We start from the raw sequence: 13,672 nt of genomic DNA, 5'->3' as shown, positions 1-13,672 counted from the left end.
TAATACAAATGGCCAACATCAATGGCTGGTATAATTTTGAAAGGTATTCTGTTTGCAGCATCTATTTAAAAGTCCCGACATGAAGAAATATACCTATACTGTATTAAGCTCAATATTTTTATTAATAGCCTGTATCCACCCTGCGCATGCGCAACCTAAAAAACAGCCTGTAGATTATGTTAATCCCTACATTGGCAACATCAGCCACTTACTTGTACCCACATACCCCACCGTTCATTTACCCAACAGTTTATTAAGGGTTTATCCGGAGCGTGATAATTTTACCAGTAATACCATACACGGTTTGCCAGTTGTAGTTACCAGTCACCGCGGCAGCTCTGCCTTTAATTTAAGCCCTTTTCAGGGCGATCTTAAAAATGCAGGTCACGTCATTTCTTATGGCTACGATAATGAGATCGTTAAGCCTTATTACTATCAGGTTGATCTTGATGATTATGGAATCAATGTACAATTTGCCCCATCTCATCAGTCAGGGATATATTCACTCGAGTTTGCGCAGACAAATGTTCCGGCTTATCTGATTTTGAATACCAAAAACGGTGAACTGAAAGTAAGCCAAAATGTGGTAAGTGGTTTTCAGAAACTGAACAATAACACCAAGGTTTACCTTTATCTGGAGACTGATTTAAAACCTGTTGAATCGGGTACGCAAAGTGGAAACAGCCCTAACTTAACGGAACAGTCTGCATCCGGTCGGGATGCTTATCTTATTTTAAAATTTCCTGCTCAAACGCGTCAGATCAGGACACGCTATGGTATATCATTTATTAGTGTAGAACAGGCAAAGCACAATCTCCGTCGTGAAATCAAGGATTACAACCTGAACCAGGTAGCGCAGACGGGAAGAAATGTTTGGAATGCCACGCTTGGAAAGATTCTGGTGACGGGTACTGATGAAACAGCCAAAACCATATTTTACACTTCACTTTACCGTACCTATGAAAGGATGATCAGCTTATCTGAAGATGGAAATTATTTTAGCGCCTTCGATGGAAAAGTGCATAAAGATAATGGTGTGCCATTTTTTACCGACGACTGGATCTGGGATACCTACCGGGCAACACACCCGCTCCGTGTGATTATTGAGCCAGAAATGGAGGGCAATATGATTAATTCTTATCTGCGAATGGCTCAACAGATGAACGACCATTGGATGCCAACTTTTCCGGAAGTAACCGGCGATAGCCGGAGGATGAACAGCAATCATGGCGTTGCAACTATAATTGACGCTTATAACAAGGGTTTGAGAAGTTTTAACCTTAAAGAGGCCTACCAGTATTGTAAAGCAGCCATTACCGAAAAAACCCTTGCGCCATGGTCGTCAAAAAAAGCAGGTGTTTTAGACCAGTTTTTTAAAGACAAGGGCTATTTTCCTGCTCTACCTGAAGGGGAAAAGGAAACCGCTGCAGAAGTTCATGGTTTCGAAAAACGCCAACCTATAGCGGTAACGCTCGGTACGGTTTATGATGAATGGTGCCTGGGCAACATCGCGCAGCAGCTGGGTAAAACCGAAGAGGCAAAAAACTTTTTAGATAAAAGTACCAGCTACCATACGGTTTTTAATCCGGAGACCAGATTTTTTCATCCGAAGGATGCAGAAGGCAAATTTATTAAACCGCTGGATTACCGTTTCTCGGGCGGACTCGGTGCCAGAGAAACTTACGACGAAAATAATGGCTGGCTCTACCGATGGGACGTTTTGCATAACCTCGGTGATCTGGTGAATATGATAGGTGGCAAACAGGCCTTTGTTGATGAACTGGAGAAAATGTATAATACCCCGCTTGGGAAAAGCAGGTTTGATTTTTATTCACAGTTACCCGATCATACAGGTAATGTTGGGCAATTTTCTATGGGTAATGAACCGGCCATGCATATTCCTTATCTGTATAATTATGCAGGACAGCCCTGGCGAACACAAAAAAGAGTAAGAAATTTGTTAAGCCAATGGTTCCGTAATGATTTAATGGGGATCCCTGGTGATGAAGATGGAGGTGGGCTTACTTCTTTTGTGGTATTTTCGCAGATGGGTTTTTACCCGATCACCCCGGGCCTGCCCATGTACGTAATTGGCAGCCCCACTTTCGCCAATGTTAAGCTAGACCTGGGAAACAACAAAAAATTTGAGCTGAACTGTATTAACTATTCCCCTGAAAATAAATACATCCAATCGGCTAAACTGAATGGTCAGGTGTGGAATAAATCGTGGTTTACACACGATGATTTAATGAAAGGGGGCAAATTAGAGCTGGTAATGGGCAAACACCCAAATAAGCTTTGGGCAGCGGATGAAAGTTCAACGCCACCTTCATTTAAAATGCCGGGGAAATAAAAGAAAAATATTTTGATAAGATCAATATCATTTAGGTAAATCGGCTAAGCTCACCCAATGTCGTTTGCCATTAGGCGAGCTATTTTATAGTTATACTGATAAAAAACGCTGAACCAGCGCTTCCCATTCCTGATCTAATGATATCTCGGGCCGTTTTTCGCCAGCTCTGGCATACCAATAATTGGCATTCCAGCTATCGCCTTCTTTGCGATGCAGGTATGCGTGGATACGGGCCGAGGCCGTATCGCCTAAATGATCAACCTGATCATGGGCCATCTGCCAATCTCCTTTTGCATCGTACCAGAGGGCCCGCAGCTGAACTGATAAGTGTTCATCCGGTCTGTCTTTTTCTAACAACTTTTTAAATTCAGCGATATTCTCCATTAATTTCTGATTCTATTTTCTGGTCTTATACAAAATAAGCGTAAAACTTTATAATAGTCGACTGTTTTTACCAATTAATATCTCATGGGTATTCTCAAATCGCAACACTAACACAAAGTACTGAACAACAAATACTTAACATAAAATATTTACTTAACAAGATTCGTTTAATGTTCAGTTTTTGTGAGTGGGCTTTTGAGTTTAACAAAACCATAAGCTGATGAAACCTGTTGTAAAAACGGGTACTTCATGAACAGCCCCCTTAAAAAAAGCAATTATGGATTCAGGAACTATTGTATACAGTAATTTAGAGGAACTCTCAAAAAGTAATTATGAATTAAGTGATGGTGAGACCAATATTCAAGGATGGCCTGTAAGAAATGAAGCCGGCGATTCAGTTGGAAAGGTTCGAGATCTTCTATTTGATCCCGAGCAAAATGCAATTCGGTACATTATTGTGGAACTTGCCAACATGGGTGAAGATTTGGAGGAAAAAGCCATACTGATCCCAATTGGCCTTGCAAATTTGGGTGAAGATAAAAAAGAAGTTGTTTTACCGGATATCCACTACGACCAGTTTAGGGCTATGCCAAGGTATATCATCGGTGAGGTTACCCCTCAAATGGAAAATCAGATCCGTAACGTGATTGGCAGTCCGGCTGCGCTGCGGATGGAAGATGAAATCGTAGAGATTGATCGTGCGAACTTTTATCGCCATCACCATTTTGACAGGAATAGTTTTCCTGATCAAAATCCCCGCAATCAGGACGCTGATCCATTGATTTAACACACAGTTGGATTGGAAACGATGCAAATGCATCACCAGTGAACATATCATCAGAAGAAACGGGAGCTTTCAATCAGGAAGCTCCCGTTTTATTTAGCTAATGCTGCCCCGCTTAATCAGGTACAAAATCCAAATTCTCCAGTTTAAGCTGAAATCCCACATGTGTTTTTTATCTTTATGGCATGAATCCATTTTTCCTTTCCGGGTTGTACATTTACCCCATTAAATCACTGGGCGGCATCAGTTTACAACAGGCAAAGCTTGAAGCGAGCGGTTTACAATACGACAGAAGATGGATGCTTGTTGATGAGGATGGCGTGTTTGTTACGCAAAGAAAGCATTTTGAGCTTGCATTGCTACAGGTAAGTATTTCAGATGATCAATTAATCGTTTCCCATAAAACATCGCCCGGATTAAGTGTATCTTTTTCTTTGGATGAAGATACCGGGGAGCAGATTTCAGTTGTGATTTGGAACGATATGGTTACCGCCCTTGAAGTAAATCGAAACATAAGCGATTGGTTTTCTGATTTCCTAAAGTTTAAGGTTCGATTGGTAAAGATGCCTTTAGCTGAAAAGAGACTGGTTGATCAGGATTATGCCCGAAATAATGAAATAGTGAGTTTTGCTGATGGTTACCCTTGCCTGCTAATCAGCCAATCAACGCTTGATGGACTGAATGAAAAACTTTCAGAACCCATTCTAATGGACCGTTTTCGCCCAAACTTTGTTTTTACCGGGGGCGAAGCTCATGTGGAGGACCGTTTTAAGGACTTTTACATTGGTGAGGTTTTATTTTCTGCCGTTAAACCATGCTCAAGGTGCGTACTCATCACGATCGACCAGCAAACGGGTGAAAAAGGACAAGAACCCTTGAGAACGCTGGCCAGCTATCGTACCGTAGATAAAAAAATTATGTTTGGACAGAATTTACTGTATCAACAAACTGGGACCATCTATGTGGGTGACGAACTCAAGGTAGTGAGATGGAGGATGTAAGATGGAATACGTAAAAGGAATATGGAGTTGAGATCAAAATAAAATCTATTCAGTAATTAACCTCTTAACCATAAAAATCTTAAGGCTGTTTCCATTCAATATTTTCTGATCGCCTTAAACAGCTAAAATCAGCTAAACCCTGGTCATGAACCAAACGATCTTATCTTCCTGTACAAACTTTTCAACACATTTAACGTTTAAAACAACTTCTGACTTGAAGATTAAAAACTAATGATTTAAGCCTCATTAAATGAAAAAAGCAATAATTGTAGCCGCCGGTAAAAAAGATTATGAAAAACTGATTGAAGTTTGGGAAGGTTCGGTGAGGGCCACACACCATTTTCTTTCTGAACAAGATATTGTTGGTTACCGCTGGTTGATTTTATATGAGTATTTTGATCAGGTAAAACTATATAACATTAAGGTTGAAGGAGAAATTATGGGTTTTATAGGCATTAACGGTAAATCGATCCAGATGCTTTTTATCCACCCAGATGCAAGGGGAAAAGGACTGGGCAAAAGACTGATTGATTTTGCGAAACAAGAACATGATGTAAACATAGTTGATGTAAATGAGCAGAATAAGCAAGCAGTAGGTTTTTATCAAAAACTTGGTTTCGTGACCATTGAACGGAGTGAGGTAGATGGAGCCGGGAAACCTTTTCCAGTACTTTCTATGGAATTAAAGGCGTAAATTTGTAACCAGGAGCAGCTTAGCGATTACCGCTAAGACAGCGTACCTCGAAATTTTTCTTTCTCATTTATCGATCTATGCTAGTGAGAATCTTCATTTCGAGAGGTAATTTATGATATAAAGTCAATATAAGTGACAGCTTCTTTATCAAAATTTTAGACTACCAGAGATCGTCATTCCCAACTTGATTGGGAACCACGGAGTGCTCATGAATGCCGATGAAAAAAGGAAGGCTTATGAATAATCGTAATGCCAGGGCTTCAGGATTAGCTTCGCTGAGCACTTCGTGGTTCCCGAATGCGAGAGAATGACGAACGTAGTAGTAAATTCTTTCAAGCTATAGCAAGCGCAACACAGCTGAAATGATACTTTTATGAAGGTTATTTCTGTACCGGTACATTAATCTGGTATAGTTTATTGTGTAAAGCTTTCATCTGCGTTTCTGAAAACTTAATGTCTTTTCTATCATAGGTCATCAGTCCATTGGTTTCTACTTCAACATCGGTAGTTTGCGTATATACTCCGGCAGAAAGCCCTAGGGGGATTAATTCTTGCAAACGTTTCGCAAACTGGGCATATTTATTAAACAGATCTGTTTTGTTTTTAAAACTCTGGTAACCCCAGTTATTTTTCTGTTGCCATACGTGGCCATCAATAGGCAGACCGAGTCCACCAAACTCGCCTAATACCAAAGCATAGTCTTTTCCAAAATAATCGGGACTAGGCATAGCAGGGTGCGGATAATTGTGCAGATCGATAATATCGCCAACCGGATGGAAATTACCGCCACTGGCCGTATTGACCAACCTTGAAGGATCTTTTTCTTTAGTCCACTTGGCAATTTCTACGGTTTTAAACTGGCCCCAAGCCTCGTTGAAAGGTGTCCATACCACAATGGAAGGTACATTGTAAAGTGCTTCGATAATGGCATTCCATTCTTTTTTATAATAGCCTTCTGATTCGGCTGTTCTGTTTTGATCTGTGCCATGATCTAAAACTCCTGGTCGGTTTTCCCAGCCGTTACCCAAATCGCCACTTGGCATATCCTGCCAAACCAACATGCCTGCTTTATCGCAGTAGTAATACCAGCGAGCCGGTTCTACTTTGATGTGTTTTCGGATCATATTAAAACCCATTTCCCTGGTTTTATCGATATCGAATTTCAAGGCGGCATCTGTAGGTGCTGTATATAAACCGTCTGGCCACCAGCCCTGATCTAGCGGACCGTACTGAAAAACAAATTCATTGTTTAAAAGCATGCGCTGAATACCGTTCTGATCTTTGCCCATTGAACTTTTGCGCATGGCGAAGTAACTTTTTACCTCATCTACCTTTTTATTTTTAGCCATCAGTTCCACTCTTAAATCGTATAAAAACGGACTTTTTGGACTCCATAATTTTGGGTTGGCTATTTTTAAGGTAATTGCGCCTGTACCGTCAGCAATCTGCTCTGCCACCTTGGTTGCGCCATCCCATGCCGAAACCTTAACTGTCCCTGTACCTGTTAGTGATGGAGTAACCGATACTGTTTGCTGATCGATATCCGGTGTTATTTTAATATGATCGATATGTGATGTGTTAACTGCCTCGATCCACACGGTTTGCCAGATCCCGGTTACGGACGTATACCAGATCCCTTCTGGTTTTTTTACCTGTTTTCCCCTTGGTTGAGGGCCATCATCAGCAGGGTCCCAAACTTCTACGGTTAAGGTCTGGTTACCGCCTTTATTCAAAAACGGTGTAATATTAAAGCTGAAAGGATCGAAACCACCTTCGTGTTTACCTACCTCCTTGCCATTAATACTCACGGTACTTCTCCAATCAACCGCTCCAAAGTGAAGCAGAATTTCTTTTCCTTTCATGTTCGCCGGAACCGTGAACACGGTTTTATACCATAACAGGCTATCTTTACCAACCGTTTTGCCTACACCAGAAAGTGCAGATTCTACCGCAAAAGGGACTAAAATTTTACCCTGGTTAATGGCTGGGCGTTGCGATTTTTCCGAAATGGCATAATCCCAAAGTCCGTTTAGGTTTTTCCAGTTACCCGTGCGCTCGAGCTGAGGGCGTGGATATTCTGGCAATACATTTTTAGGATTAACCTCCTGTGCCCATGGTGATGAGATTTTCCCTTTTACCATCGACCATGATTTGTTTTGCTGCTGGGCAGAAAGGGATAGCGAAAGCCCCAGCAGTGATAAAATAATAAATACTTTTTTATTCATTTCTTTAAAATTTGTGTGTTGAGATTTGGTTGCCAATACCTATAACAGGCCCCATAAATTACCGTCATTTCGAGCGGAGTGCAACGCAGTCGAGAAATCTTTTTAGAGAAATCTCTCTCCCGAACGTTCGGAACTGTACTACATCAATGACAACTATTTTATGGGGTGTGTCAGTATTAGCATTAGCGGATAATTTGGTCAATTAAAGGTCTTCGACTCTGCTCAGACTGACCATAATTTATTTATTGTTAAGTTTTTTAATCAGGTTAACCTCATCCTGACGATAAGGGGTACCATCAGGCTGGAAAATTTCGTGAAACCATTCAATCGGTTCAGATCCATCTGCAAGCGGGGTATCCCAGGCATATTTGGTATTGGTTTTACCGGCAGCAAAACCCCAGTTTATAGCACCAACATTTTCTTCTTTTAGCATCGGTAAAATGTTAGCGAAACGGCTGTTCCGCGATCTCGCCATATATTCGGTACAGATCAGTGGCCTGCCGCTGGCTTTTAACAGATCAATGGTTCTTTGGTGCCATTCTGGTGCCTCGTAGTTATGGTAGGTTACAATATCCGAATTGGCCAGCTGTATTTCGTTTAACTTTTCGAAACCCCAGCTCCATAATCCAATTGAAATCGGTTGATCTGGATTAACGGAACGGGCCCAACCGATAGTCTTGGTTAATAAGGGGATTGAAGCCTCTAACTTTCCGCTATTTCCAGGTTCATTATATAAATCCCAGAGCAAAATTCTTTTATCATGAGCAAAGTGGTTCAGCACATCCTTAACATATTTTTCCAACCCCGGAAAATTGGCCTCTTCCTTGAATGCCGGATCACCGGGATCCTGTAACCATCCTGAATTGTGAATGCCTGTTTTGGGCGCCGGCTGTTTGCCAATAGCTGAAGTTTTATTCCAGCAATCATCAAAAAAAACAAACATCGGTTTAATACCATGTTTTTGAGTAATGGTTAAAAACTGATCCATTCTTTTTTTAAAACCCTCAGGATCCTGGCTCCAGGCTTTACTGAACAGGAAAACACGTAAGGTGTTAAAGCCAATACCTTCAGCCCATCCCAGTTCTTTATCGATGAGATCGGGTGAGAAAGTATCAGCCTGCCACATTTCTAACTGGTTAATGGCATTGGAGGGAATATAATTTGCACCTGTCAACCATTTATGTTCCTTATACCAGGCATTGGCCTTTTCTACTGACCAAACCTTTGCAGGTTCGGTGCTTTTTTTTGTTTTTTGTGCAAAGCCCATGCTGATGTTAAAGCTCAATACAGCAAGCAGCAAATAGTTTTTTAAATTCATATCGGTATTTATCTGGTTATTTTTTGTTTTGGTTTGATGGAGATGTTAAGCCCGACCCTGTTTTTACCGGGGTGCCAAAATTTGGTGTACCATCCTTATTCCAGGAAAATTTTTGGGCCCGGGGCGAGCGGAAACCTCCGCAGCCCTGGCCCGGTTTATCATTGGCGTGATATAGGATCCAATCTTCTTTACCATCAGGCGATTTAAAAAATGAATTATGCCCTGGCGCATAAACGCCATCTTCTGGCGATTGCCGAAAAACAGGCTCATTAAATTTTGTCCAAGAGGCAGGATCGAGCAGGTTACTTTTTGCAGAGGCAGAGAGCATGCCCAGCGCATAAAAATCGGTCCAGCAACCACTGGCCGAATAAATGATGAAGATTTTACCTCCATGTACCAAAAACTGCGGACCTTCGTTTACATCAACATGTTCTCCACCGCCTAAATCGCCATTTCTTTCCCAGTCGAATTTTGGGGTAGAAATTTTTACGCGGTTACCCTCTACCGTCCAGGGATTTTTCAGCCTGGCAATAAAAATTTCCTGTTTACCGTTTTGATCTCCCTCCCATCCCGACCAGATCATATACAACTGGCCTTTAAAATCAATTACATCGCCATCAATGGCCCATTTATCGGTAGGGTCGGTAATTTTGCCTTTAAATACCCACTCGCCTTTCATCGGATCAGCCGAAGCATTTTCTAAAACATACATGCGGTGGTTTTCGTTCCTACCATCATCCGCGGCAAAATAGGCATACCATTTTCCTCTTAAAAACATCACCTCAGGCGCCCAGATTTCTTTACTGTACATGGTTCCGGCTGGTGCTTTCCAAATGGTTTTGCGCTCGGCATTTTTTAAACCATCTAAGGTTTTCGTTTTCCAGAGATCTACACGATTTCCTGTGGTGTGGGTATAATAGTAATAACCATCTTTATAATAACTATAAGGATCGGCACCGGATGGCAATAAGGGGTTGCTGAATGTTTGTGCATTTAATTCACCCATCGCCAACAAGCAAAAAACAAAAAGCAGTTTAAGTTTCAATTTATTCATTGTTAAAGTTTTGCAACCGCAATTTTATTTCCAGGCTGCTGCATTTTTTCCAGCCTCAAAAAAAGTGATTTCCTTTTTCAAACCCGCCTTCTTTTGTTTCAATATTTCTACAAAAACAATCAATTTCCGTCCTGCGTTAAAAAGCGGAAACTTTCCGGATTTACCTGCATCTGTTCAATACCGTTTTTATCTTTCACAAAAGCAGCTTTTATAATAGCTGTAGCCCTTGGCGATACTTTTTGATTGTTATGGTGTGTATGAAATACATATGCTAACCCACCATTTTTACCGGTAAAAAAATCGCCATGACCGGTACCATTTATTTCCAATAATTTTCTACTGATGATCGGGTTGCCTGCATATTTTATCCACGGCCCTTTGGCTGAGCTTGAGGTGGCATAACCCACCGCATAATCAGGATTCCGGAAATCGTTTGCCGAATAAAAGAGATAGTAAAGATTGTCCTTTTTAAGAACTGTTGGTCCTTCGGTTACCGGCCAATCTGTTTTAGCTGTATTTTCCCAGGGTTCAGTTCCTGATAAACAGGCCTGTGTTGTTTCCGGGATGATATCCGAAAAATCAGCCTTCAGTTCTGCTACAAAAATCCGGTTGCCCTGATCAAGTTTAACATGATAGAGGTAATTTTTTCCATCCATATCGGTAAATACAAATGGATCGATCTGTTTCCCTGCGCCTGAAATGGCTTTTAATGTTTCCTGTTTAAATGGACCCAAAGGACTTTTACTTTGAGCAATGGCAATCTGCTCATCAGCGGTATAAGCCATATAATAAGTATTTCCCCTTTTAAAAACCTGTGGCGCCCAAAAGCCCTTGTTCCCAAAAGCATCGCCCTTTTTTAAGGCAAAACCATAGTTTTCAGACTTTCTCTTCCAGCTTTTAAGGTCTTTTGAAACATAAACCAAAAACCCCTGATCGCCACTGGTGCCATATAAATAATAGCTGCCTTTATCAACGAAAACAGTTGGGTCTGCAAGATATAGGGTATCATTTAACTGTTTGGCAACTATTTGTTTACTTATGAAACATAGTGAAAAACAGAAAAAAAGGGCGGAAATATATTTCATTAGCGATGATTAACTAAAGATATTGATTAGAAAGCTATTGCCATTCCCAAACGATTTGAAAATCTTAAAACATGATCATTCACGACGTCAGCATTAAGATTCCCGCTTGCCTGGGAATGGGGAAACTATTAAAAAATTAAAAACTTATTTTAGTTACAGGCGTAAAAATCAAATCGTCAACGCCGGCAATTTTAACGCCTATCCTGGCAAAAACATAATTTTGCGCAGGTGTAATGCCTGGAATCGTTACGCTCATGTTCAGGTTATTGAGGTCGGCGATGGCTGCGCCACTAATCTGCTGGGTAGCAATGTTATTGCTGCCATCTACAAACTGTGTTTTGTTAATGTAAAGCGATACATTTTCAATATCCTTAGCATCGGCATTGGTGATGATTTTTTCAAGTTTGCAAAAAGCATTCACTTTGCCTGCCGTAGCTGTAAGTGTGGCTCCACGGATCATATAATAAGGCGTCACTTCAATATCCATCACTTTGTTGCCACTGATGTTTACCGAAATGGTATCCTGTTTACCTGCTGCATTCTTTTTCCATAAAAAAGGCCCCTGATTCGGTGAAAAAACCAGTTTATAGTCTCCATTAAATAATTTGGCAGAATAGGTCCCGTCCTGGCTTACATTAACATTCAGCGCCGAATAGTTTCCAAAACCTGACTGCCAGAGTTCGAAATTTACCTGACCATATTGAACACTGATGGGTTCGCCCTTATACACGATGCGACCGGTAAAATCAGCTTCAGGTGCATCATAATTATCTTTTTTACATGAAGCTAAAAGTATGGAAACAAGTGCCCCAATCATGAAATAAAATCTAATTTTCATATCTATATCTGCTTATTGGTTAGGGTTTCTTACAATTTTAGGGTTTCCGTTAAGCACATCCTGCCCGATTGAAGAGTAATAATTACCGATACGGAAACGGTGTGCAGCGGTTACGCGGCTTGGCTTAATCACTTTAAAAATATATTTCAAATGATTGGCATTGCCAGGATTATAATATTTGTAGGGCCACAAGCCAAATACCTGCGTACTGGTGCGTGTTGCGCTGCCAATATTGTTTGCATTAATAAAATCGGCTGGCGACATGTTACTGCCATTCCAAACTTTATCGGCCAGCCTCCAGCGTTTCATATCCCAAAGTTCATGTCCTTCAAAAGCAAATTCTACTTTACGCTCATGTACAATACGATCGAAAGTGATCTGCGCCGGCGTTAATGCTACAGTTAATCCGGCACGATCTCTTACCTGTTTGATGTAGTTGGCTGCTGTGGCCGGATCACCTAATTCGAACGCTGCTTCTGCTGCATTTAACAATACTTCGGCATAACGGTAGCGGATCCACCAAACATCGCTCCGGGTACCAATCTGGCCTGATCCTGTTGCCGGATCTAAATACTTGCGGACATAAAAACCTGATTGTGCGCTGAATTCCAGACCATCAACAGGGCCATCTCTTCCTACTACCTGTACCGATGCCGGATTATCCGGTAGTACATTATTTTTGCTCTGCCCGAAATTATCGCCGGTAATGATCGTACCATTAGCCAGTTGATAACCCGCCCAGATATCAACCGTTTTACCCTTAAACTGTGTTCCGGGGAGGATTACCGTACCTGCCAGGCGCGCATCGCGGTCAGCAAAAATATCAGTAATATTAGTATAATATATCGGGTTACCACTTGCATCAACCGAAGCCATGGATGCAAAGGTATTATCCAGTTTTTCGAAAGATTGTACGAGGTTTAATGACGGGTTTAAACGCCCACCCTGTGCTTCTTCAGCAGAAGAACGTGGTTGATTATCAATGGTAAAACCATGAACCTTATTGGTTTTCAATTTAAAATCTTTGGCAAAAATTACTTCCGGATTGCTGCCTTTATCCGTAAAAAGTGCGGCAAAATTTTCAGACAAATTAGGATTCTTTTTGTATAGTGAATATTTCCCACCGTCGATAATCTCTTTTGCTGCAGCTAAAGATTTGGTAAAATAACCGTTGGCCAGGCTTGAAGAAATGCCAACCTCCCCACCAGGCAAAGTTAACTGCGAATTGCTGTATTTCGCAATTGAACCGGCATATAATGCTGCTCGCGATTCCATGGCCAATGCCGCAGCTTTTGTAGCCCTGCTCTGTACAGTCGGATTATCGGGCAGTGTGTTCTTTACGGCTTCCAGTTCAGCAATCACAAAATCATAAATTTCGGTTTCTTTTGCTCTCGGAAACTGAAGGTAGCTTGGATCGCCGCTATAATCGTAATCTAAAACGGTTGTAATCAATGGTACGCCGCCCATTCTTTTTACCATTTCAAAATATACTCCCGCCCTGATAAAACGTGCTTCAGCCAGAAAACGATCCCGGTCTTCTGCTTTTAAAGCGGTAGATTCCTGACCACGTTTAATAAACATGTTCAAGTCGCGGATATAACCATAAGTACCCATATCCCAATACCTCCAGGCATCGTAACCGTACTCTAAATTCTGGTGGCGAAAATAATCGCCACTGGCGGAAGCAAAACCTTCGTCAAAATCTGTAAAAGTCCACCAGGCTTCAATGGTCTGGTAATCCGGATAACGGTCGTAAAGGTCGCCAACAACGGTGAGCACCAGGTTTGGATCTTTCCATACCGCATCAATAGGCAGGGTACTGGTAGGTTGTTTATCCAAAAATGCTGAATCTTTTTTACACGACTGCGCAAAACTTAAAAAGGCGATGGCAGCGAATACATATATAATTTTTTTCATCTGATTAGTCTTTTTCATG

General features: G+C 41.3%; 11 protein-coding genes. 4 read left to right on the top strand and 7 right to left on the bottom strand.

From position 1 onward, the window contains the following. The first annotated feature begins 79 nt into the window (after positions 1 to 79). Positions 80 to 2,353: a GH92 family glycosyl hydrolase gene (locus ACK1I8_RS01665; protein WP_412467635.1), complete on the top strand. Its 2,274-nt coding sequence runs from the start codon at positions 80 to 82 to the stop codon at positions 2,351 to 2,353. Between the two features lie 90 nt (positions 2,354 to 2,443). On the opposite strand, the gene ACK1I8_RS01660 is transcribed toward ACK1I8_RS01665, so the two are convergent. Next, positions 2,444 to 2,737 (bottom strand): hypothetical protein, encoded by a 294-nt coding sequence (locus ACK1I8_RS01660; protein WP_412467634.1) that lies wholly within the window; start codon positions 2,735 to 2,737, stop codon positions 2,444 to 2,446. 277 nt (positions 2,738 to 3,014) lie between these two features. On the opposite strand from ACK1I8_RS01660, the gene ACK1I8_RS01655 reads away from it, so the two are divergent. From ACK1I8_RS01655 to ACK1I8_RS01645, 3 genes are all read left to right on the top strand, one after another. Then, complete coding sequence (locus ACK1I8_RS01655; protein WP_412467633.1) at positions 3,015 to 3,524, top strand: PRC-barrel domain-containing protein; 510 nt, start codon at positions 3,015 to 3,017, stop codon at positions 3,522 to 3,524. Positions 3,525 to 3,706: 182 nt separating this feature from the next. Then, positions 3,707 to 4,522 (top strand): MOSC domain-containing protein, encoded by an 816-nt coding sequence (locus ACK1I8_RS01650; protein ID WP_412467632.1) that lies wholly within the window; start codon positions 3,707 to 3,709, stop codon positions 4,520 to 4,522. A 250-nt stretch (positions 4,523 to 4,772) separates the two neighbouring features. Further along, positions 4,773 to 5,216 (top strand): GNAT family N-acetyltransferase, encoded by a 444-nt coding sequence (locus ACK1I8_RS01645; RefSeq protein ID WP_412467631.1) that lies wholly within the window; start codon positions 4,773 to 4,775, stop codon positions 5,214 to 5,216. A 380-nt stretch (positions 5,217 to 5,596) separates the two neighbouring features. Here the strand turns inward: ACK1I8_RS01645 and ACK1I8_RS01640 are convergent, their stop codons facing one another. From ACK1I8_RS01640 to ACK1I8_RS01615, 6 genes are all read right to left on the bottom strand, one after another. Next, positions 5,597 to 7,441, bottom strand: a complete 1,845-nt coding sequence (locus ACK1I8_RS01640; RefSeq protein ID WP_412467630.1) for a glycoside hydrolase family 2 protein — start codon at positions 7,439 to 7,441, stop codon at positions 5,597 to 5,599. 238 nt (positions 7,442 to 7,679) lie between these two features. After that, the gene (locus tag ACK1I8_RS01635) at positions 7,680 to 8,759 is read right to left on the bottom strand and encodes a 1,4-beta-xylanase (RefSeq protein ID WP_412467629.1); all 1,080 of its coding nucleotides are present in this window, start codon (positions 8,757 to 8,759) and stop codon (positions 7,680 to 7,682) included. A 16-nt stretch (positions 8,760 to 8,775) separates the two neighbouring features. Continuing rightward, a complete protein-coding gene (locus tag ACK1I8_RS01630) occupies positions 8,776 to 9,813 on the bottom strand; it encodes a family 43 glycosylhydrolase (protein ID WP_412467628.1) in 1,038 nt (345 codons plus the stop codon). 119 nt (positions 9,814 to 9,932) lie between these two features. Continuing rightward, on the bottom strand, positions 9,933 to 10,898 hold the full coding sequence (locus ACK1I8_RS01625) for a glycoside hydrolase family 43 protein (protein ID WP_412467627.1): 966 nt from the start codon (positions 10,896 to 10,898) through the stop codon (positions 9,933 to 9,935). Between the two features lie 136 nt (positions 10,899 to 11,034). Then, positions 11,035 to 11,736, bottom strand: coding sequence for a DUF3823 domain-containing protein (locus ACK1I8_RS01620; RefSeq protein ID WP_412467626.1), 702 nt, complete (start codon positions 11,734 to 11,736; stop codon positions 11,035 to 11,037). A gap of 12 nt (positions 11,737 to 11,748) precedes the next feature. Continuing rightward, entirely contained in the window at positions 11,749 to 13,671 is a 1,923-nt protein-coding gene (locus ACK1I8_RS01615) for a RagB/SusD family nutrient uptake outer membrane protein (RefSeq protein WP_412467625.1), read from the bottom strand. Position 13,672: the final 1 nt, after the last annotated feature.

Origin of the sequence: Pedobacter sp. KLB.chiD (assembly GCF_047040275.1) — a bacterium.
Lineage (GTDB): Bacteria > Bacteroidota > Bacteroidia > Sphingobacteriales > Sphingobacteriaceae > Pedobacter.
This window is presented reverse-complemented; position numbering and strand designations above follow the sequence as displayed.